We start from the raw sequence: 20358 nt of genomic DNA, 5'->3' as shown, positions 1-20358 counted from the left end.
TGTCCAGATAATTTGCCGGTGCGCGGCGATTTGGTAGGATCGGCCTGCGGCTGATGTGAGGGATGAGCATAGATGACGACGTTGAGCCTGGCGCAGCTGGAAAACCATCTCTGGCGGGCAGCGGATATCCTGCGGGGATCGATCGATTCCGGCGACTACAAGCACTACATTTTCGGTCTGCTGTTCTTCAAACGCCTCTCGGATGTCTGGGAGGAAGAGTATGAGGAGCGGCTGGCGCGCTACCATGATGCCGATTTGGCGGCTGATCCCGACGAGCATCGGTTCGATATCCCCAAGGGCCATTTCTGGAAGGATGTGCGCAAGCACACGACCGATATTGGCACGCATCTGAATGCCGCCTTCCGCGCCATTGAAGACGCGAACATGAAGCTGCGCGGCGTCTTCCAAGATGTCGATTTCAACAACAAGGAGCGCTTTCCGGATGCCATGCTGGAAAAGCTGCTGCAGCATTTCGAGACCTATCGCCTGCGAAACTCAGATGTCGAGCCGGATGTGCTGGGCCAGGCCTATGAATATCTAATCGCCCAGTTTGCCGATGATGCCGGCAAGAAGGGCGGCGAATTCTATACGCCGAAGATGGTCGTGCGGCTGATCGTCGAGTGCCTGAAGCCCGAAGAAGGCATGTCGATCTATGACCCCACCTGCGGCTCGGGCGGCATGCTCCTGGAGGCGGTGCATCACCTGGAGCGGCAGGGCAAGAACCCCAAGAGTCTCTCGCTGTTCGGCCAGGAACGGAACCTCAACACCTGGGCCATCTGCCAAATGAACCTGTTCCTGCATGATATTGACGATGCGCAGGTGGCGCGCGGCGATACGCTGCTGGAGCCGAAACATCTGACGGGCGACAACGTGAAGGCCATCCGCACCTTTGACAGGGTGCTGGCCAACCCGCCTTTTTCGCTGAAAAGCTGGGGCCATGATGTCTGGTCGAAGGGCGATGCCTATGGCCGCGACCGCTATGGCTGCCCGCCGAAATCCTATGGCGATCTCGCCTTCGTGCAGCATATGGTGGCGAGCCTGAAGGAGGATGGTGTCTGCGGCGTGGTGCTGCCGCATGGCGTGCTGTTTCGCGGCGGCGCGGAGGGCAAGATCCGCGAGGGGCTGATCAGGGATGATCTGATCGAGGCCGTCATCGGCCTGGCGCCCAATCTTTTTTATGGCGCGGGCATTCCGGCCTGTATCCTGATCCTGCGCAAACATAAGCCGGCGGACCGCAAGGGCCAGATCCTGATTGTCAACGGTGCCGAACAGAAGATCGATGGCAAGAACCAGAACCAACTTTCGGATGCCAATGTCGCTACGCTGGCAAAGGCATACGACGACTTTGCCGATGCCGAGCGGCTGGCGCGTGTGGTGCCAGCAAGCGAGATTGAGGCGAACGATTTCAACCTTAACATCAGCCGCTATGTGCATTTGGGCGAAGAAACCGAGGAGGTCGATGTCGCGGCGGAAGTAGAAAAGCTGGTAGAGATTCAGGCCGAGCGAGATGCGGCAGAAGCGCGGATGATGGGCTTTCTGCGGGAGCTTGGCTATGTCGCCTGAGGTGGCCGAGGGGTGGAGGCTGACCGCTTTCAGCGACATTGCGTCCGACGTGTCAGCAAGAAATCGCAGCCGTGATGAGATCCCGGTTCTAAGCGTCACCAAATACGACGGCTTCGTCCCTTCTGAGGAATATTTCAAGAAAAAGGTGTTTAGCGCAGACACCGAGAACTACAAGATCGTTCGGAACGGACAATTTGCTTACGCGACGATCCACCTCGATGAGGGGTCAATCGATCGTCTCACTCGTTTCGACATGGGGCTAATCAGCCCCATGTATACAGTGTTTGAGATCGACGAACGTCAGGCGGATCCGGATTTTATTCTTCGTCTTTTCAAATTGTATGCCACGAATGGTCAGTTTGATGCGCTTGGAAACGGAGGCGTCAATCGCCGTAAGTCGATCTCTTTCTCGACTTTGGGAAAACTCTCGATTCCTCTCCCCCCGCTCCACGAGCAGCGCCGGATCGCCGAAATCCTGTCCAGCGCCGATGAGGCCATTGCGGCAACGCGGACGGTGATCGAGCAGACGAGAAAGGTCCGCTCAGAGATCCTTTCGACGTCCTTCCCAGAACATCGGGCTGTCGGGCGGTCAACTGCGGATGACACCTTCAAAGGATGGTCGGTAGAACCTGCTTCAAGCATTTGCGAGAGTATCATTGACTGCAAAAATCGCACTCCTCCGGTGACCGAAAATGGTTACGCAGTTGTTCGAACGCCAAATGTTCGTAACGGCCGCTTCCGATATGATGGGCTTCAATTCACTGACAAGCAGAGCTTTCAAGAATGGACGGCGAAGGGAGTGCCTAGAGCAGGGGATATTCTTTTCACCCGAGAGGCTCCATATGGCGAGGTCTGCATGGCCCCTGCAATGGCGTTTTGTCTGGGGCAGCGGATGATGTTCATGCGACCGGATACATCTCGTGTCAGCTCCGATTTCCTGTTGTATGCGCTCCAGTCAGGGGCAGTAAAACAGGAGATGTTCCGGCGGGCTGGCGGTTCTACTGTCGGCCATCTGCGAGTAGGAGATGTTCGTGCACTACCTATACCTGTGGCTCCCAGAGAGGTTCAGTTGCGCTTGACTTCCACCCTAAGGTCGCTGGATGAGGCGCTACACAGAAACGAGAAGACTTTATCGCGCCTTGAGGACTGCAAATCCGCCCTGATGTCCGACGTGCTCACCGGCCGCAAGCGCGTCACCGACGCCCTGCCCATGGCTGCGGAGTAAGCGCCCCATGAGCCACGGCCCCGAATGGCATTTTGCCGAGCGCCCCACGATCGAGCACCTGAAGGCCATTGGCTATCGCTTCGTGGCGCCGGCAGACCATGCAGCCTTGCGCGAGGGCGAGAACCAGGTTCTGTTTCGCTCGCATCTGATCGAGGCGCTGATGCGCGTCAACGGGATCGACCGCCCGTCTGCCGAAGCCGCCTATGGCGAGCTTGCCGCGATCAGCGACAACGAGGCCTGGCTGAAGGTGCTGCGCGGCGATTATGCCCGCAAGGTGACCGGCCAGGAAATGCGCCAGACGCTGCGCGTGATCGATTTTCTTAATCCCGGCAACAACCTATTTGTCGTAACACATCAGCTCAGGGTGAAGGCTCAGAACACGCGCAAGCCCGATGTTGTGGTCTATGTGAACGGTATTCCGCTCGTCGTCATCGAGGCGAAAAGCCCGTTGAATGTGAAGGACAAGACCGGCGAGGCTTTCGAGCAGATCAGGCAATATGAGCAGGACATTCCGCGCCTGTTCTTCTCCAATGTCTTCAATATCGTGACCGACGGCGCGCTGGTGCTCTATGGCGCAACCGGCTCCGGCTCGAAATACTATGCCGAATGGCGCGACCCCTGGCCGAAGGTCGAGAGTGATTTTCCCGATCCGCTCGCCAAGGGTCTCTGGTGCCTGCTGGAGCCCAGCCGTCTGCTCGACCTCATCGCGCATTATGTTGTCTTTGAAAAGGCAGAGACCGGCACGATCAAGAAAATCTGCCGCTACCAGCAGTTCCGCGCCGTCAACCGCATCGTCGAGCGGGTGATCGAGAGCAAGCATCGCCAGGGGTTGATCTGGCACACCCAGGGCAGCGGTAAATCGCTGACCATGGTGTTTGCCGCGCTGAAGCTGAAGACGCACCGGACCATCCCATCCGAGAGGCTCACCAACCCCAACATTCTGGTGCTGACCGACCGGGTGGACCTGCATTCCCAGATCAGCGGCACCTTTGTCGCCTGCGGCCTGCCGAACCCGACGGCGATCGAAAGCATCAAGGATCTGCACGCGCTGATCCGCAGCGGCAAGGACGGGCACACCGCGCTTTCCACGATCTTCAAGTTCCAGGGCTCGAGGGAGCCCATTGCCAATTCCGAGAACTGGATCGTGATGGTGGATGAGGCCCACCGCACCCAGGAAAAGGATCTGGGCGCCTATCTGCGCGCGACGCTGCCCAACGCCCGGTTCTTCGGTTTTACCGGCACGCCGGTCAAAAAGGACGACAAGAACACATACGAAAACTTCGGTGTGCCAGGCGAAGGCTATCTCGACAAATACGGCATCGATGACGCCGTGGCCGACGGCGCGACGGTGCCGATCTATTATACCGGCCGCAAGACGGACTGGCACATCGACGAGGCAAAGATCGACATTCTGTTCGATACTTGGTTTGCCGAGCTCGATGATGACAAGCTCAACGAGATTAAGAAGCGCGGCGTGCAAATCGAGGATCTGGTCAAGCATCCGCGCCGCATCGAACTGATCGCTTACGACATCTGGACGCATTTCAAGCAATATGCCCGGCCAGATGGTTTCAAAGCGCAGATCGTCGCCATCGATCGCGAGGCGGTGATCCTCTACAAGCAGGCGCTGACGAAGGTCATTGCCGAGGATCTGGAAGCCGAGGGCATGGAGCCCGCCGAGGCGCTGGCCCGCGCCGATGCCATGTCGGCCTGCGTCTATTCGATCAACCAGGAAGACAGCAAGCCAAGCGAGGATGCCCACAAGCAGGCGATCCGCACCGAGCTGAAGGCTCATTATCTCGATGCCGAAGCCGAGAAGCTGGCGAAGAAGGCCTTTGGCCGCAAGAGCGAGGCCCCGCAGTTTCTGATCGTCTGCGACAAGCTGCTGACCGGCTTTGACTGCCCGATCGAAAGCGTCATGTATCTCGACAAGCCGCTGAAGGAGCATGGGTTGCTGCAGGCGATTGCCCGCACCAATCGCGTTTCCGACGCTAGGAAGCGCAACGGGCTGATCGTCGATTACATTGGGGTGTCCGGCCATCTTGAGGAGGCGCTCTCATCCTACCGCGCTGATGACGTGAAGAACGCCATGCGCGACCTGGACGATCTGCGCAATCAGCTGCGGGCAGCGCATTCTGCCGTTGCCGCGCTGATGAAGCCGCTGAAGCGCAAGGCGAGCGACAAGGATGCGCTGAAGGCGGAATATGATGCCTTCGTGAAGCTGCTCGGCACCGAGGACAAGTGGTTCGACTTCAAGGCGAAGGCCCGCAGCTTCATCGCGCTCTATGAAACGCTAAGCCCGGACCCAAGCGTGCTGGAGTTCACCGCCGATCTAAAGTGGGTCGCGAACTTTCTGCTCTATGGCACCCAGCACTTCGAAAAGCGCCAGGCCTTCGACCAGATGAGTTACAGCGAGAAGATCCGCGAGATGCTGGAGAAGCATCTGGAAGCGACGGGCCTGAGCGTCACCGTCAAGCTGCGCCACATCACCGATCCGGAGTTCTGGGAGGATTTCGATCCTGATGGCAAGACCGAGGAAGACCTGATGACAGCGGCGATCCGCAAGACGACGGAGCTGCGCAAGACGGTGACCGAGCGGATCGACGATAGTCCGCATCAATATGGCAAGTTCTCAGAACGGCTGCGCCAGCTCTTGGAAAAGCTGGAAAGTGCACAGCTCTCCTGGTCGGAAAAGCTGAAGGCAGCTGAAGAGCTGGCGAAGGAAATCACGGACGAGGATGCCGCTCATGTCGAGGCGGGACTCTCTCCCGGCGCCTATGGTATCCTGCAGATCCTCAACGGCTTTACTTCGGGGCCGGAGGGCGAGGATCTGGCGATCCGGCTGGAAGGACTCTACACCGATCCTGTGACCGCTCCATCAGGCTGGTGGGAGAAGGACGGCCTGCGCAAGAGCTTGCGCCAGCAGGTGCGCTCCATGGCGCATCTGGCGGGTCTGACCCAGCTCAGGGAGATCCCGGAAGAAGTCGAAGCCTACGCGCTCAAGCATTTCGTGGGGCAGTGACATGGCCGTGTATCGCATCGGGGCTCAAGAGATCGAATACACCCTGCGGCGATCGCCGAGGGCGCGCAAGGCAAGCCTCAGCGTCACGCCAAAATCCTTTGACCTCCTCGTCCCAGAGACCGCCACCGACGAGCAGATCAGAGCGGTGCTGGACCGCCGGCGCGCCTGGATCATCGAGACCGTGCAGCACATGGCGGAGCGCGCCAGGGCGCAGACGCGGGTCTACCAGTTCGTGACCGGCGCCAAGATCCCCTATCGTGGCCGGATGACAAAGCTCACGATCGAGCCCTTCGACGGCTCCCTGGTCGAAGTCAGCTTCCGCAACGGCTTCCAGATCCGCCAGCCCTCCGATCTTTCGCCGGAGTCCTCCGACACCATTATCGAGAGCGCGCTCCGGCTTTGGCTGAAGCGCCGCGTGCGCGACGACGCCCACGACTTCGTCCGCAAGCATGGCGAGCGCCACGGACTGAAGCCGCGCGGCGTTCATATCAAAGACCAGAAACACATGTGGGGCAGCTGCGGGCAGGACAGGCTGATCAACCTCAACTGGCACCTGATCTTCGCACCGAAGCCCGTGCTGGAATACGCCGTGGTCCACGAGATGTGCCATCTGAAGCACCGCAACCACGATCCGGAGTTCTGGGAGTTCGTTGGGCGGGTGCTGCCGGACTGGCAGGAGCGCAAGGCCTGGCTCGACAAGAACGAGCATATGCTGGGCTGGGAGAAGGTGGAGCCGGTGCAATGAGCTCTGTCCTTGCGTAACCGTGGCTGGCGTTGTTTGTCCTCATCGTTGTAAAGTTGATCAAGGGGCCTGGTTGTTGCCAGTCAGATAGCGAGCGAACTAGAAACTCTCAGTTTTTCTGACTGAGTTCTCGCCGGAAGCCGTCGGAACGTCGTCCGATCTGCCGGTCTTGGCTGAGTTCTGGAGAATCCGTGACGACAGTTGCCTAGTAACTTCTATTAGGACCTTCTCATCCTTCCTGTCCCCCCTCTGCAGCTCCTACTTCCCCTTCCACCTGACATTCAAAGCCAGCGACAATCCTCTTTCCGAGATTACGGAGTGCTGTCCTCGTGCGATTGTTCAGCTCCTCAAAGGCCACGAACGAACCCGCGGGCCCGCGCCCGGGCCTGTTAGCTGCTGGTAGGCGTAGTCCTCGCCGATGAAGATCCCGCAGGGCGTGTCGCTTGATCCCGGCCTGTTGCTCAGCGAGTGCTCGATCCATCGCTTTCAAGCTCAGTCCTCCGCTCTTGCCGAACTTGATCGCGCGTTGACGATCCTGCCAAAGTTGGAGTGCTGATTTCCTTCCCGGATCCAGGGCGGCGTCTCCAGTAAAGGTCGGGAAGAAGAACCGGAAATACCGTCCCTGCAGGCGCGTGAAGTTCAGGTGCTTGAGGTCGCTGAGGGCCGTGATGCCGAGGGCTTCTACCTCCGGCTGGGCGAGAGTAACCTCGATCCTGGCACGCTTCTCTGCCTCATCCAGCACGACGCACGTTCCGGCGCGGACGTTTTGCCGGTCGATGACCTTGTCCATCACACGCCAGCGCACGGTCCCTTCCTTCGCACCAATCTCTAGCGTCCCATCCGTAAATGGCGCGCGATCTCGCTCTGTCTCGATCAGGAAGCGCGTATTCTCCTCCGCGGTAAGGTGTTTCGAGTCGTAAATGAGCCGGGCAACGCTACGCTGGTCGCGCCCCCACACCGTCCTCGGGCGGTCTCGAATGTTCGTGATCACATCCTGTTCGACCAGGAGATGGTTCATCAGCACGCGGGCGATCTTCGCGCGTTCCAAGTCGCCGGGAACCCTCGGCGTGAAATCGACGCTGATCTCGACGCTACTCACGACGGGCGCCCTCTCCATCCCATACCTCGCCTCGATTGCGGCCATGGCTTTCAGGACGGCTCCCATCTCAGGTTCCTGGAACCTTACTTCAAAGCTATCGGATGAATCGTTCGGCTTGCCGAGCCGGTTCTTGACGAATGGAGTTCGACCAAGAATTCCGGCTATCTCCGACTGGAGCCATTGGAACTGGGTCGCCCTCTTCAAGAACACGCTTACGGCAAGCCAATCGATGACCGCCCGGATCTTGAACCTGCCGAGGTCAATGTCAGGGCAAAGAGCGTATCGCCCGGCCAGGCGCTTCTGTGCGTTGGGGAGTCCTACCCGTGAATAGGTGAGGTGACCTACGATCGCCGGCACTTTCCTGGCAAACAGTGGGACGGTCAGTAACGGCTGAGGTGCGGTCATTCTGTTCTCTTCAACATGTGCGCGGTTGTCCGATCGGGGACCATCTCAATGGTGCCCGGGCGTGTGGCTCAAGCTGCTGGATAAGTGGGTTAGCCTCGCCGGCTCAGGAAGCCCGGATAGCGGCGCCGACGGCGGGCGCTAACAACTTGCTGTTCAGGTGTCTGGAGCGCGCCTGTGGCCTGCTAGGTCGATTGGAGAGGCGTTGACACGGGCCGGGCCGGTGAGGCCCAAGCTAACCGCTGAACTCGTCAGCGGCATAGCCTGGCACCTTCAAATCCCGGTCGCCCTATGCGTCCTGCAGCGCCTTCTTCAGGGCCGCCCATTCGGTTTCCAGAATGGCGTCGCGCAGAGGCGGGAACTTGTTCCTGAAACGCTTCTTGAGGTGCTCCACGATGGCAGTGGCTCGAAGCTCCGGTTTCTCCGCGACACACGGCGCCCGAGAACCGTCGACGTGCTGGCCTACCGTTTCCGGCTCTTCAGCCGCTAAGGCTCGGTCCAGCGAAGCTAACACGTCATCCGGGAGGTCATTGGACGGCTTCTGGGAGCCGTCGAGTGCCATCTTCTGAGCCGCGACAGCCTTCTGTGGCGCCGCGTTCTTGGTAGCTGCAATCTTCTTCTCGATCTGCTTGGGGTCGGGTTTTTCGCCCCGCTTGATCTCGTCAATTACCGACTGCCTGATCGCGTCCGGCGTGCTCTTTGCCGCAAGCTTATAAACCGTTGACGGGGGCAGCAAATCAATGACCTGGGGCGTAGAGCCAAAAGCAATCGCTGAGTTCATGTAATTCTGGGCGGTCCGTTCCTTCCAGCCGAAATGGAATTCCAGCCACTTGCCGAATTTCCCGTGCTTGAGCACCTTTTTGATGCCCAGCAGGTCCTTGCCAATTTCGATGGAATGCACACTGAGACGATGACGGATCCGTTTGGCAGCTGCTTCCGCTTCCTTTGCAGCTGCGGCAGACAGACCTGCATAGTCAAAGGAACGGACCTCGGCAGCTTTAGGCTTCGGCGCAGGTAGTGCCACGACGTTGGTGGCAGGCACGGACGATTGCTCTGCAGGAGCTGCTGCGATCGTTTTAGACAGGTCGAGATCAGTCAGCTCTTCATCATTCAACTTGGAAACATAAGCCATCGAGTAACTCCTTGAATATTTGTTCGACGCAAAACCGCAATAGTTGCGGGTTTGGCGCTCTGGTTGCGTGGTTGAGATTGGCGATTTAGTCTGCTGCCCTGGTCTGCGGGCGGGATCGTCTGACGCGCTTGTTCAGGTTGTGGCGCATCTTTTTCAGGCGCTCCAACTCATCCAATGCTTGCTTTGAGTTCGAACCAGTGAGGCCGGACTTCTTGACCTCCTCGATCCGGGCTTCGATTTCGCTCCGCTTGAAATCAGAGATGTCGTGAGCCAGCGTCTCGACCACGTCCTCCAGCAGGCTGAGGACCAGCTCAGCTTTGCCAAGGGAATTGAAGGCTGCGGCCTGGTCGTCTTCATCGATCTCAGATGGATCCAGCGGCTCGATGCCATCGTCCTGGCTAAAATCCCACCATGTGCTGCCGAGAACAAGGAAGTGGCTTCCGAATCCGGTGCGCTTGTCCTCCCGGCAGAAATCGGAAAACGCCTTCTTAAACACCGAGGAATTCAGCGATCGCTCCTGCGCCGATTGCCTGTCTCGTTCCCGCTTCCGTGCCTCTCGCTTGTATTCGGCCCAGCTTTTTCGCATGTCCGTCTCCTTTCGTTGGACGGACAATGTCCAAACGTTTTGGACATCTCAAGTCCAATTGCATGTCCAACCTTAGAGGGCAGGAGGCAATGGCCGGGGCCAGCACGGAGATGTCGTTGCTTTGTTATTCCCACGCGTCCGCCGGTCGATCCCTAGGATCGCTGCCGTTCCCCGCCTCGAGACGGCTGACTATGTTGGGTAATGTGATAGGATGAGCTGCGCGGACGGGACGGAGCTGCTCCCATACGCTTACCCCGAGGGTGAGGACGATGATCGACAACAGCGAAAAGCCCATTCGCCGAGCGAGGCCAGGTTATAAGCCGCTGGACGCCGGCGACCTCGTGAGCAGAGAGTATGAGCGCCATGGGGCGCTCATGGAAGCGCTTAGGCAGTCCGACGCTGATGAGGACGCTGCTCAGGATCCGGCGAACAAGACCGACGTAGAACGGTAAGCTGTCCTTCCTGCGAGGAAGCTATGGCGCCTACAAGCTCGGCTTTTCCACCGCCCTTCGCATCAGGGCACATCTGGTGTCGATTATTTTCCGGACGGTCTTTAATATCGGATGGTAGGTGCCGTTCTCGGACATCTCGTCCATCAGCCCGTCGGCTTCCAGCCCGATCGCGTCCGCCATGCGGACCAACTCGCCGGCCAGCATGCGCGTCGCGGCCTTGTTGGACGGCACGAGCGATGCCCAGTGCTCCATCTGGATCGTGTCTGGTAGTGACCTGCCGCCGAGTGCCATCGCCATCTTCTTTGACAGTCGTGGATAGGCAGCCGTGCAGATGGCATCATACATCGGTGCCAGGTCCGGCGCTTTCCCACGATAGAGCAGCGCGTAGTTCTTGGCATGGGCGTCAGCATTGCCAATCAGGTAGTGGAACATCAGCATTCGCTGGAAGCGCAATGTCTCGGCCGCGGGCTTGGCCGTCGTTTGCCGGATCAGCTGGAGGCACTGACTGATGCCGGGGCCTCCTTCTTCCTCATACTTGAGCTCGGGGGGCACGCTCAGCGCCTGGCAGAAGTCTTCCTGGTGCAGCCGCTCGATCCGCCCGTCTTCAAGCGTCAGGCGATCGTAGCGCTCGACCAGGAAGTAATCGACCTTGCCAGCCGTGCCCTTCGACACAGCGGGGACATCGAGGCCGAGACGGCGTCCCAGGCTCATGCAGAACACTTCGTTCTCCACCGTGCCATCAAGGCCCTCGATGAAGGGTTTGAGGATGTGCGTCGTCGGCCGCCCGCCCCGGGGCAGCAATATGTGGCCGTTGATGACGGTCACGGCCAGCTTGTCCTGGGCGCCGGCAAGCGAAAGGCGCACGTCACCTTCTCCGCCGAGCAGGGGCCTCTGTCTGAGCAAAGAGAGGATCCCTTCGAGGAGCTGCTCATCGAGTGCCTCGGCATCGTCTGTCGTCGAGGCCGGTGGGAACTGTCCTGGCGGAACAAGCGACAAGGCGCCCGCACATTCCCCGCCGATAACCTCGAGCAGCCCGAACGCGTTACCCGAGGATATGCCCAGTGCCGCAGCCAATCGACGTCGAGCGCCTTCATCAGGCAGGAGACCGGAGAAGAATGGACGTGCGACGCGATCGGCAAAAGGTTCTTCCCTCACCGGTAGGGAGACTGACAAAGCGATTGGATCACTGGCGAGGTAGTCGCCGTCGTAAGCGAAGGTGAGCGAGGCGTCGCTGTCCTGCTTGAGCTCGCCGGCCTTGCGGTCTTTGAGGAAGACGTCCAGCACGCGGCTCATGAGGAGGCACCGCGAGAGGTGATGCTCACGGTCAAGCCAAGCGTCTGCAGGACGGTCAGAGCAAGTCCGACCCGACAGCTTTCCTTGCCGCTCTCCAGCTCGCGCACGAACCGCACGCCCACGCCTGCGACGCCGGCAAGTTGTTCCTGAGTCAGTTGCTGACGTTTTCGCTCGGCGCGGATCAGCTGGCCGAGTGCTACGCTATCAGAGACCGTCGCCATGTGATTCATCCCTTTCGGGACGATTGAAGCATAATTGTCGAGTGATTGCACGAAAAAGAACCGAGCGGGACGATCGTCGCAAGAATCAACGGGCGGGGACCTTGATGAACCCGATCGGGACTCTCGGAAGTGGGGGACATGGAGATGCTGTCGGAGCGATTGTCCAGCCAATGGCTTCAGGTCAGCGTGATCCGGAAAAGTGGTTCGGAAAACTGTTCCGGTTGACTTTGGCGTCGGCCGTCTAAGTGTCTGAAAAATATGAAAAAAGAGAGATTGGCTGGGGAACCTGGATTCGAACCAAGATTAACGGAGTCAGAGTCCGTCGTTCTACCGTTGAACTATTCCCCAGCGTGGCTGTTGCCGGCTTGGCCGGCGCCTGTGAGGCGGGCTTATAAACAAAAGATGGCGAGATGCAAATGGTTTTTTCGGGAAAATCGCGTTCGTGCTGTCGGGGCATGGACGATGGGCGCGCGCTGTCGCGCGCATGATCGGCCGGGCTGTCGTCGTGGCGTCACAAAAAGAATTTGGCGAACGGGGCGGGCGCTGGTAATGTCGACCCAACGAAGATCGAGAGAGCGCCTGCTTGCAGCTTCAAGGCTTTGCGCGGCGCCATAGGCAGTAACGTGAACGACCCCGACAGCGGCGAAAAGCCGTCCGTTTCCGGGGCGCGAGTTGCGGGAGAAGCGGGGCGACCGAAGCGGTCGCGCCGTCGAAAGGGAAAGCAGAAGGGCGCGACAGCTCCCTCTGTCGCTTCCCTGTCCGCAGGCCAGGTGGACGGTTCGACCGGATCCGCCGAGCGCCCCCAGTCCGCCCCCGGTGGCAGCAGCAATGCGCGCCGCAACAAGCGCCGCAGGCACGGCAAGGTCGCCGGCGGCGCAAATGTGCGCCCGCTTGTCCCGGTAGGACAGAGCGAATCGCCGGATCCCGACCAGCGCCATGCCGAGGGCCGGCGCAACCGTCGCAAGAACCGTGGAAAGAAGGCGTCCGCGCGCGTCTCTCAGCCCGTTTCCGATAGCGCCGTCGCGCAGCCGGCCGCGCAAGCCTTCATCGAGCAACGCCCTGCCACCACGCACGAGCCGCGGCGCGATACGGCTTTTGCAACCCGTGGCGGCGAGCGTGACGGCTTCGAGATGCCGCTTTATGCGGCCCTCGACCTCGGCACCAACAATTGCCGGCTTCTCATTGCCCAGCCCACGCGGCCCGGGCAGTTCCGCGTCGTCGATGCCTTCTCGCGCATCGTGCGGCTCGGGGAAGGGCTGGGCGCGAGCGGCCGGCTTTCCGAAGAGGCGATGGATCGCTCCGTCGAGGCGCTCAAGGTCTGCGCCGCCAAGCTGAAGAGCCGCAACATCCGCCGCGCGCGCCTCATCGCCACGGAAGCATGCCGTTCGGCCGAAAACGGCGAGGCCTTCCTCGTCCGGGTGAAGGAAGAAACCGGCCTCGATCTTGAAATCATTAACCGCGAGACCGAAGCGCGGCTTGCCGTGTCTGGCTGCTCGTCGCTCGTCGGGCGGGAAGCGAAGTCCGTCGTACTCTTCGATATCGGCGGCGGTTCGTCGGAAATCGCCGTCATCCGCATCGGCGACAACCGGTCGAGCCGGCTTGCCAACCACATCACCCACTGGACCTCGCTGCCCGTCGGTGTCGTCACCCTCTCCGAGCGTCATGGCGGGCGGGATGTGACGCCGGAAAGCTTCCAGGGCATGGTCTCGGAGGTCGAGGGCATGCTGGCGAATTTCGATTGCCCCGGCGATATCGTGCATGCGCCGGAGGATTTCCATCTCATCGGCACCTCGGGCACCGTAACAACGCTGGCCGGCGTGCACCTCGATCTGCCGCGTTACGATCGCCGCCGTGTGGATGGCGTTTGGCTCTCGGACGACGAGGTCTCAGCCATGCAGGCGCGGCTGCTGTCCTGGGATTTCAACGCCCGCGCCGCCAACCCCTGCATCGGGCCTGACAGGGCCGATCTCGTTCTCGCCGGTTGCGCGATCCTCGAGGCGATCCGCAAGCGCTGGCCTTCGCGTCGCATGCGCGTGGCCGACCGCGGCTTGCGGGAAGGCCTGCTCACCGACATGATGGCCGATGACGGCGTCTGGCGCCGCGGCCGCCATCGCCGCAATCACCGCGCCGGCCCGCGCAACCCGGCAAAGCCCGAAGGACAGGCATCATGACCAAGCCCCCTATCGGCCGAAAAATCGGCCAGAAGGTCAAGAAGGGCAAGCTGAAAGCCTCTTCGCGGCGCTGGCTGGAGCGCCATATCAACGATCCCTATGTGCAGCGCGCCAAGCTGGAGGGTTATCGCGCCCGCGCGGCCTTCAAGCTGTTGGAGATCGACGAAAAGCACAACATTCTCGGTGGCGCCCGGCGCATCATCGACCTTGGCGCAGCGCCTGGCAGCTGGTCGCAGATCGCCGCCAAGGTGACGAATTCCACCGATGCCGATCCGCGCGTCGCGGCAATCGACTTCCTGGAGATGGACCCGCTGCCGGGCGTGCGCATCCTGCAAATGGACTTTCTCGATCCCGATGCCCCGCGGCAGCTTATCGAGGCGGTCGGCGGCACGCCGAATCTCGTCATTTCAGACATGGCCGCTCCAACGACCGGCCATCGCCAGACGGACCATCTGCGCACCATGCATCTTTGCGAAGTCGCGGCCTATTTCGCCGTCGAGGTGCTGGCAGAGGGCGGTCACTTCCTCGCCAAGACGTTCCAGGGTGGCACGGAGCGCGACCTGCTCAACATGCTCAAGCAGAATTTCCGGCAGGTTATCCATGTAAAGCCTGGGGCTTCCCGCGCCGAATCGGTGGAGATGTTCCTGCTCGCCAAGGGCTTCAAGGGCCGCAAGGCGTCCGAAACAACCGATGCGGCCGAAGCGGACGCCTGATGCTGCTCTACACCACCGTCGGCACGAACGATCTTGAGCGGGCCGGCCGTTTCTACGATGCCATCCTGCCGCTCATCGGCTATGGCAGGCAGAAGCAGGCACCGGGCGAGATCGGCTATGCGGCGGATGGCGATGTGCGCTGCCGTTTCTGGGTGGTGGAGCCGTTCAACCGTGAACCGGCAACCTATGGCAACGGCGCCACAATCGCATTCGAGGCGCCGGACCGGGCCTCGGTGGATGCCTTCCATGCGGCGGCGCTTGCTCAGGGCGGCGTGGACGAGGGCGCACCGGGCCTTCGGCCGTTCCATGCCAGCTTCTATGCGGCCTTCGTGCGCGACCCTGACGGCAACAAGCTCGTTGCCGTCTGCGAAAAGCCTGTCTGAGCGGCCTACTTCACGCCAACCGTTTCCTCTTCCGCCGCTTTCAGCTTGTGGCCTGAAACCGATTCGCCGGCATTCTTCGCCATGGAGATAAAGGGCAGGGCAGCCAGCAGCGTCAGCCCGGCAATGATCATGAAGGCAATCTGGAAGTCGCCAAGTTCGAGCGGCGAGCCGGTGAGTGTCGTCTCTGTTTCCAGAATGGCGCCGGCTACCGCCACGCCCATGGCGAGGCTGATCTGCTGGATGACCGCGCTCATCGACGTGGCCTTGCTCGCGTCCGCATCGGCGATGTCGGCGAAGGAGAGCGCATTGACGCTGGTGAAGAACAGCGAGCGGGCGAGCCCGGCGATGAGCAGAACGCCGGCCATGAACCAGAACGGGGTGGCCGGCGTGAACAGCCCGTTGGCGAAGGTCAGCGCCGCGCCGCAGAGGCTGGCGACGATGAGCGTCGTGCGGAAACCGGCATAGACCAGCACGCGCTTTGCCATGAACTTGGTGGTGATCGCGCCGATCGCCCCGGTGAAGGTGACGAGGCCGGATTCGAAGGGCGTGAGCCCGAACCCCACCTGAAGCATCAGCGGCATGAGGAAGGGCACCGCGCCGACGGAGATGCGAAACAGCGTACCCCCAATGGCGGCGGCGCGAAACGCGCTATCGCGGAAGAGCCTGAGGTCGAGCAACGGCGCGGGATGATGGCGCGCATGGCGCACATAGAGCACGCCGCAGACGATGCCGGCGATGGTGGCGGCGATGCCGATGACGGGCGGCAGGGCGGGCAGGCTGACCACGGAAAGGCCGAAGATCGTGCCGGATGCCGCGACGGCGCTGAGCAGGAAGCCGATCCAGTCGAGCGGCGGCGGCGGTGTCGCCTCGGTCTCCGGCAGATAGATGCCCGAAAGCACATAGCCGACGATGCCGACCGGCAGGTTGATCAGGAAGATCCAGTGCCAGGTGAAATAGGTGGTAATGAAGCCACCGAGCGGCGGGCCGGCAAGCGGCCCCACCAGCGCGGGGATGGTGAGCAGCGCCATGGCCGAGACCAGTTCGGAGCGCGATGTGCTGCGCACCAGAACGAGGCGCGCCACCGGCGTCATCATCGCCCCGCCCATGCCCTGAAGGAAGCGCGCGACCACGAAGGACAGCAGGCTGCCGGACATCGCGCAGAAGATGGAGCCTGCAACGAACACCAGGATCGCCAGACGGAAGACGCGCTTGGCCCCGAACCGGTCCGCCATCCACCCGCTCAGGGGAATGAAGGTCGCAAGCGACACCATATAGGCGGTGAGCGCGAGCTTGAGCGTGATCGGCCCCACGCCGAGATCGGCGGCGATGGCCGGCAGCGAGGTGGAGATGACGGTGGAATCCATCTGCTCCATGAAGAGCGCGACGGCAAGGATAAGCGGAACGATACGGTTCATCGGCATGTCGCGTGCGAGGTCCCGGGCGGACCCGGAGGGCAGGGCTGCGGCTTGGCATATGCAGCTGCAGGCCGAAACATTCGGCAATATCTGCGCCTCGTACTGCGTTCTGTCAAACTGTGAGCTGCGGCGTTTGGGCATCACAAGCGCGTGATAGGACGGGACCGCAATGTGTGAGCGCCCTACTTTCCGCCCATGGCATTCTTGCCCAGCCCCTTCATGCATGAAAGAGGAACAACCATGGGAAATCCTTCGACCATCTCGCGCCGGACGCTTTTCCTGGCCGCAGGTGTGGGTACGCTTGCCGCGCCCGTGCTGCTCGGCCGGGCAGCTGCAATCGCACAGACCCAGACCGCAGAAGAGGCGACCGACATGCGTGTGAGCCCGCTCCAGGCGCGCAGCCTTAAGCTCGGCAGCTTCCGTATCCTGACGGTGCGCGACGGGATACGTTCCTCCGGCGCACCCAACGAGACTTTTGGCACCGATCAGTCGGCCGACGCGGTCGGCAAGCTGCTCACCGAAAACTTCCTGCCCGCCGACAGCTTCGTCAACAGCTTCACCCCGGCGCTGGTGGATACCGGCTCCGAGGTGGTGCTCTTCGACACCGGCATGGGCGAGGGCGGGCGCGAGGCCGGCATGGGCCGCCTTATCGAGGGCCTGAAATATGCAGGCTACACGCCTGACCAGGTATCGGTCGTCGTCATCACCCACATGCACGGCGACCATATCGGCGGGCTTATGGAGGGCGGTAAGCCGGCATTCCCCAACGCTCGCTATGTCACGGGCCGCACCGAATACGATTTCTGGGTCAATCCGGAGCGGATGGGCACGCCGGCCGAACAGGGCCATCAGGGCGTGCTTGCCAAGGTGCAGCCTCTGGCCGAAAAGCTCACCTTCATCGAAAACGAGGGCGAGGTCGTGCCCGGGATCACCGGCCTCGATGCCTTCGGCCATTCGCCGGGCCACATGATCTTCCGCGTCGAATCGGAAGGCAAGGCGCTGATGCTCACCGCCGACACGGCCAACCATTATGTGCTTTCGCTGCAGCGGCCGACCTGGGAGGTCCGCTTCGACATGGACAAGGCGGCAGCGGCGGCGACCCGCAAGAAGGTCTTCGATATGATCGCGACCGACCGGCTTCCCTTCATCGGCTACCACATGCCGTTTCCGGCCGTCGGCTTCGTGGACACTGCGAGCGAGGGCTATCGCTTCGTACCGGCGAGCTACCAGTTCGACATCTGAGCGACACCTTCGGGATGCGCGCAATGCCCGGAAGCGATTCCGGGCATTTTGCTATTTGCAATCCGTCATGAACGTGTTACCAGCCCTCGCCAACTTCCAAGAATTTCTTGCAAGCGACCGAGGCGGACAACTCCCAATGTTCACCTTGGTGCGTAAGCTTTACCCTGAAGGAACTTGGCCCATGGCGCGCATCATTGAAACGGCAACCGGTCTCGAAGCCCTGACCTTCGACGACGTTCTCCTGCAACCCGGTCACTCCGAGGTCATGCCGGGTCAGACGAACATCGCCACCCGCATTGCTCACGATTTCGATCTCAACCTGCCCATCCTCTCCTCCGCGATGGATACCGTCACGGAAAGCCGTCTCGCCATTGCCATGGCGCAGGCCGGTGGCCTCGGTGTCATCCACCGCAACCTCACGCCTGCCGAGCAGGCCGAGGAAGTCCGCCAGGTCAAGAAGTTTGAAAGCGGAATGGTCGTCAATCCGGTCACGATCGGCCCAGATGCCACGCTGGCCGAGGCGCTTTCGCTGATGAAGACGCACGGTATTTCCGGCATCCCGGTCGTCGAGAACGGCGGCAACGGCAAGGCCGGACGCCTCGTCGGCATCCTGACGAACCGCGACGTGCGCTTCGCTTCCGATCCGGCACAGAAGATCTACGAGCTGATGACCCGTGAAAACCTCATCACGGTCAAGGAAACGGTCGACCAGCAGGAAGCCAAGCGCCTCCTGCACCGCCATCGCATCGAGAAGCTGCTTGTGATCGATGGCGATGGCCGCTGCGTCGGCCTCATCACCGTCAAGGACATGGAAAAGTCGCAGCTCAACCCGAATGCCTCGAAGGACTCGCAGGGCCGCCTGCGCGCCGCCGCCGCCATTTCCGTCGGCGATGATGGCTTCGAACGCGCCGAGCGGCTGATCGATGCCGGCATCGACCTCATCGTCGTCGATACCGCCCACGGCCACTCGCAACGCGTTCTCGACGCCGTTGGCCGTGTCAAGAAGCTCTCCAATTCCGTACGCATCATGGCCGGCAATGTCGCGACCGCCGACGGCACCAAGGCGCTGATCGATGTCGGCGCGGATGCCGTCAAGGTCGGTATCGGCCCGGGCTCGATCTGCACCACGCGCATCGTCGCCGGCGTCGGCGTACCGCAGCTCGCGGCCATCATGTCCTCGGTCGAGGCCGCGCAGGCAGCCGGTATCCCGGTCATTGCCGATGGCGGCATCAAGTTCTCCGGCGACCTTGCCAAGGCTATCGCCGCCGGCGCCTCCGCCGTCATGGTCGGCTCGCTGCTGGCCGGCACGGATGAAAGCCCGGGCGAAGTGTTCCTTTACCAGGGCCGCTCCTTCAAGGCTTATCGCGGCATGGGCTCGGTCGGCGCCATGGCGCGCGGCTCGGCGGACCGCTACTTCCAGGCGGAAGTGCGCGATACGCTGAAGCTGGTGCCCGAGGGCATCGAAGGCCAGGTGCCCTACAAGGGCCCGGTCTCGGGCGTGCTGCACCAGCTCGCCGGTGGCCTGAAGGCTTCCATGGGCTATGTCGGCGGCAAGGACCTGAAGGAATATCAGGAGCGCGCGACCTTCGTGCGCATCTCGGGTGCGGGCCTGCGCGAAAGCCACGCGCATGACGTGACGATCACCCGCGAAAGCCCGAACTACCCGGGCGCCGTCTGATCCCGCACGCTCAGGTGACAGAATAAAATGCCCGGCTTTGCCGGGCATTTTCGTGTTTGGACGCCCGCTCTCCCATTTCGTTCCTGCGAGTATGTGCATAGAGTGAAATAGCGGCAATTTCGCCGTTATCCGGGGGACATCATGAAAACTATTCTGGCTGGCGTGCTTTTCGGGCTTGCGCTGGTTGCGCCCGTTCAAGCGCAGACCGTTAATGCCGGCACTTACAACGTCGAGGGCACGAACCTCGACGGCTCGGCTTATAACGGCACGGCAACGATCACGCTGACGAGCGAGACGACGTGCGCCATCGAATGGAACACCGGTGCCGTCACTTCGAACGGCATCTGCATGCTCTACGACAACGCATTTGCCGCCGCTTATGTGTTGCAAGACGCGGTCGGGCTCATCGTCTACCAGGTGAAGGCCGACGGTTCGCTCGAAGGCGCCTGGACGATCAGCGGCAAGGACGGGTCCGGTTCGGAAAAGCTGACACCCCAGTAAGACGATGCCTTCGGCTTGTCGGATCCACCGCTGCGGGTTGAGGCCTTGGCCATAACCGCCTATGAACGCGGGACGAAACGACAAGCCGAAGGATTTTCATGTCTCCCACGGAAGCCACGATCTGGCCGATGATCGCGCATGTAGCGCTCGTCTTCGCATTATATTTCCTGCTTTCCGCGCGGCGCATACGGGCTGTCCGCAGCGGTACGGCCCGAGCAGAGCAGTTCCGCGAGAACCGGGAAGAGCCGGCCGAAAGCCTCACCGTCAGGAACGCTATTGCCAACCAGTTCGAGTTGCCGGTCCTCTTCTACGCGGTCAGCATTCTTCTCTACCTGGTCGATGCCGACAATCCGGTGACGGTTGCCGGCGGCTGGCTCTTCGTAGTCCTGCGCTATGCCCATGCCTGGGTGCATGTCACGAACAACCGCCTGCGCTATCGTCGGCCGCTGTTCATTGCCGGTTTTTTCGTGCTGATGGCTCTTTGGGCCTGGCTCGGTGTCTGGCTCGCCTTCACCTGA

The 20358-nt window shown here is 61.2% G+C and carries 18 protein-coding genes and 1 tRNA gene; 12 read left to right on the top strand and 7 right to left on the bottom strand.

What is annotated here, in order from left to right; genetic code table 11:
• Nucleotides 1-72 precede the first annotated feature (72 nt).
• The 4 genes from MNR02_RS13555 to MNR02_RS13540 are packed head-to-tail and all read left to right on the top strand — an operon-like array spanning nucleotide 73 to nucleotide 6555.
• Complete coding sequence (locus MNR02_RS13555) at nucleotides 73-1563, top strand: type I restriction-modification system subunit M (RefSeq protein WP_241947169.1); 1491 nt, start codon at nucleotides 73-75, stop codon at nucleotides 1561-1563.
• Nucleotides 1553-2788: a restriction endonuclease subunit S gene (locus MNR02_RS13550; protein WP_241947168.1), complete on the top strand. Its 1236-nt coding sequence runs from the start codon at nucleotides 1553-1555 to the stop codon at nucleotides 2786-2788. Before MNR02_RS13555 ends, MNR02_RS13550 begins: the two co-directional genes overlap by 11 nt.
• A 7-nt stretch (nucleotides 2789-2795) precedes the next feature.
• A complete protein-coding gene (locus MNR02_RS13545; protein WP_241947167.1) occupies nucleotides 2796-5810 on the top strand; it encodes a type I restriction endonuclease subunit R in 3015 nt (1004 codons plus the stop codon).
• A gap of 1 nt (nucleotide 5811) precedes the next feature.
• Nucleotides 5812-6555, top strand: a complete 744-nt coding sequence (locus MNR02_RS13540) for a M48 family metallopeptidase (protein WP_241947166.1) — start codon at nucleotides 5812-5814, stop codon at nucleotides 6553-6555.
• Between the two features lie 226 nt (nucleotides 6556-6781).
• On the opposite strand, the gene MNR02_RS13535 is transcribed toward MNR02_RS13540, so the two are convergent.
• From MNR02_RS13535 to MNR02_RS13525, 3 genes are all read right to left on the bottom strand, one after another.
• Entirely contained in the window at nucleotides 6782-8056 is a 1275-nt protein-coding gene (locus MNR02_RS13535; RefSeq protein WP_241947165.1) for a hypothetical protein, read from the bottom strand.
• 286 nt (nucleotides 8057-8342) lie between these two features.
• Entirely contained in the window at nucleotides 8343-9185 is an 843-nt protein-coding gene (locus tag MNR02_RS13530) for a DUF3102 domain-containing protein (RefSeq protein WP_241947164.1), read from the bottom strand.
• An 85-nt stretch (nucleotides 9186-9270) separates the two neighbouring features.
• The gene (locus MNR02_RS13525) at nucleotides 9271-9771 is read right to left on the bottom strand and encodes a hypothetical protein (protein WP_241947163.1); all 501 of its coding nucleotides are present in this window, start codon (nucleotides 9769-9771) and stop codon (nucleotides 9271-9273) included.
• A gap of 269 nt (nucleotides 9772-10040) precedes the next feature.
• Here MNR02_RS13525 and MNR02_RS13520 point away from each other — a divergent pair, with 269 nt between their 5' ends.
• Entirely contained in the window at nucleotides 10041-10223 is a 183-nt protein-coding gene (locus MNR02_RS13520) for a hypothetical protein (protein ID WP_241947162.1), read from the top strand.
• Between the two features lie 30 nt (nucleotides 10224-10253).
• Here the strand turns inward: MNR02_RS13520 and MNR02_RS13515 are convergent, their stop codons facing one another.
• From MNR02_RS13515 to MNR02_RS13505, 3 genes are all read right to left on the bottom strand, one after another.
• On the bottom strand, nucleotides 10254-11516 hold the full coding sequence (locus MNR02_RS13515) for a type II toxin-antitoxin system HipA family toxin (protein WP_241947161.1): 1263 nt from the start codon (nucleotides 11514-11516) through the stop codon (nucleotides 10254-10256).
• Nucleotides 11513-11746: a helix-turn-helix domain-containing protein gene (locus MNR02_RS13510; RefSeq protein WP_371746752.1), complete on the bottom strand. Its 234-nt coding sequence runs from the start codon at nucleotides 11744-11746 to the stop codon at nucleotides 11513-11515. Before MNR02_RS13510 ends, MNR02_RS13515 begins: the two co-directional genes overlap by 4 nt.
• A gap of 265 nt (nucleotides 11747-12011) precedes the next feature.
• Nucleotides 12012-12085: transfer RNA gene (locus tag MNR02_RS13505), tRNA-Gln, on the bottom strand.
• Between the two features lie 275 nt (nucleotides 12086-12360).
• On the opposite strand from MNR02_RS13505, the gene MNR02_RS13500 reads away from it, so the two are divergent.
• Genes MNR02_RS13500 through MNR02_RS13490 form a run of 3 tightly spaced genes read left to right on the top strand, consistent with a single transcriptional unit; the run spans nucleotide 12361 to nucleotide 15004 of the window.
• A complete protein-coding gene (locus tag MNR02_RS13500) occupies nucleotides 12361-13908 on the top strand; it encodes a Ppx/GppA phosphatase family protein (protein ID WP_241947159.1) in 1548 nt (515 codons plus the stop codon).
• Entirely contained in the window at nucleotides 13905-14621 is a 717-nt protein-coding gene (locus tag MNR02_RS13495) for an RlmE family RNA methyltransferase (protein ID WP_241604943.1), read from the top strand. Before MNR02_RS13500 ends, MNR02_RS13495 begins: the two co-directional genes overlap by 4 nt.
• Nucleotides 14621-15004, top strand: a complete 384-nt coding sequence (locus MNR02_RS13490) for a VOC family protein (RefSeq protein ID WP_241604941.1) — start codon at nucleotides 14621-14623, stop codon at nucleotides 15002-15004. Before MNR02_RS13495 ends, MNR02_RS13490 begins: the two co-directional genes overlap by 1 nt.
• 5 nt (nucleotides 15005-15009) lie before the next feature.
• Here the strand turns inward: MNR02_RS13490 and MNR02_RS13485 are convergent, their stop codons facing one another.
• Nucleotides 15010-16419, bottom strand: coding sequence for a DHA2 family efflux MFS transporter permease subunit (locus MNR02_RS13485; RefSeq protein ID WP_241947158.1), 1410 nt, complete (start codon nucleotides 16417-16419; stop codon nucleotides 15010-15012).
• Between the two features lie 240 nt (nucleotides 16420-16659).
• Between MNR02_RS13485 and MNR02_RS13480 the strand changes: the two genes are divergently transcribed.
• From MNR02_RS13480 to MNR02_RS13465, 4 genes are all read left to right on the top strand, one after another.
• Nucleotides 16660-17661, top strand: coding sequence for an MBL fold metallo-hydrolase (locus tag MNR02_RS13480; RefSeq protein WP_241947157.1), 1002 nt, complete (start codon nucleotides 16660-16662; stop codon nucleotides 17659-17661).
• Nucleotides 17662-17842: 181 nt separating this feature from the next.
• Nucleotides 17843-19339, top strand: a complete 1497-nt coding sequence (gene guaB / locus MNR02_RS13475) for an IMP dehydrogenase (protein ID WP_241604935.1) — start codon at nucleotides 17843-17845, stop codon at nucleotides 19337-19339.
• A 141-nt stretch (nucleotides 19340-19480) separates the two neighbouring features.
• Nucleotides 19481-19840: a hypothetical protein gene (locus tag MNR02_RS13470; protein ID WP_371746670.1), complete on the top strand. Its 360-nt coding sequence runs from the start codon at nucleotides 19481-19483 to the stop codon at nucleotides 19838-19840.
• Between the two features lie 98 nt (nucleotides 19841-19938).
• Nucleotides 19939-20358 carry an MAPEG family protein gene (locus tag MNR02_RS13465; RefSeq protein WP_241604933.1) on the top strand — a complete coding sequence of 140 codons (420 nt, stop codon included), beginning with the start codon at nucleotides 19939-19941 and terminating at the stop codon, nucleotides 20356-20358.

This window comes from Shinella sp. H4-D48, assembly GCF_022637395.1.
GTDB classification, from domain to species: domain Bacteria; phylum Pseudomonadota; class Alphaproteobacteria; order Rhizobiales; family Rhizobiaceae; genus Shinella; species Shinella sedimenti.
This window is presented reverse-complemented; position numbering and strand designations above follow the sequence as displayed.

Coding starts and splice junctions, on each gene's coding strand:
- guaB (WP_241604935.1), top strand. CDS start 17,843: ATGGCGCGCATCATTGAAACGGCAACCGGTCTCGAAGCCCTGACCTTC.
- MNR02_RS13555 (WP_241947169.1), top strand. CDS start 73: ATGACGACGTTGAGCCTGGCGCAGCTGGAAAACCATCTCTGGCGGGCA.
- MNR02_RS13520 (WP_241947162.1), top strand. CDS start 10,041: ATGATCGACAACAGCGAAAAGCCCATTCGCCGAGCGAGGCCAGGTTAT.
- MNR02_RS13530 (WP_241947164.1), bottom strand. CDS start 9,185: ATGGCTTATGTTTCCAAGTTGAATGATGAAGAGCTGACTGATCTCGAC.
- MNR02_RS13515 (WP_241947161.1), bottom strand. CDS start 11,516: ATGAGCCGCGTGCTGGACGTCTTCCTCAAAGACCGCAAGGCCGGCGAG.
- MNR02_RS13470 (WP_371746670.1), top strand. CDS start 19,481: ATGAAAACTATTCTGGCTGGCGTGCTTTTCGGGCTTGCGCTGGTTGCG.
- MNR02_RS13535 (WP_241947165.1), bottom strand. CDS start 8,056: ATGACCGCACCTCAGCCGTTACTGACCGTCCCACTGTTTGCCAGGAAA.
- MNR02_RS13495 (WP_241604943.1), top strand. CDS start 13,905: ATGACCAAGCCCCCTATCGGCCGAAAAATCGGCCAGAAGGTCAAGAAG.
- MNR02_RS13550 (WP_241947168.1), top strand. CDS start 1,553: ATGTCGCCTGAGGTGGCCGAGGGGTGGAGGCTGACCGCTTTCAGCGAC.
- MNR02_RS13545 (WP_241947167.1), top strand. CDS start 2,796: ATGAGCCACGGCCCCGAATGGCATTTTGCCGAGCGCCCCACGATCGAG.
- MNR02_RS13510 (WP_371746752.1), bottom strand. CDS start 11,746: ATGAATCACATGGCGACGGTCTCTGATAGCGTAGCACTCGGCCAGCTG.
- MNR02_RS13490 (WP_241604941.1), top strand. CDS start 14,621: ATGCTGCTCTACACCACCGTCGGCACGAACGATCTTGAGCGGGCCGGC.
- MNR02_RS13525 (WP_241947163.1), bottom strand. CDS start 9,771: ATGCGAAAAAGCTGGGCCGAATACAAGCGAGAGGCACGGAAGCGGGAA.
- MNR02_RS13540 (WP_241947166.1), top strand. CDS start 5,812: ATGGCCGTGTATCGCATCGGGGCTCAAGAGATCGAATACACCCTGCGG.
- MNR02_RS13465 (WP_241604933.1), top strand. CDS start 19,939: ATGTCTCCCACGGAAGCCACGATCTGGCCGATGATCGCGCATGTAGCG.
- MNR02_RS13485 (WP_241947158.1), bottom strand. CDS start 16,419: ATGAACCGTATCGTTCCGCTTATCCTTGCCGTCGCGCTCTTCATGGAG.
- MNR02_RS13480 (WP_241947157.1), top strand. CDS start 16,660: ATGGGAAATCCTTCGACCATCTCGCGCCGGACGCTTTTCCTGGCCGCA.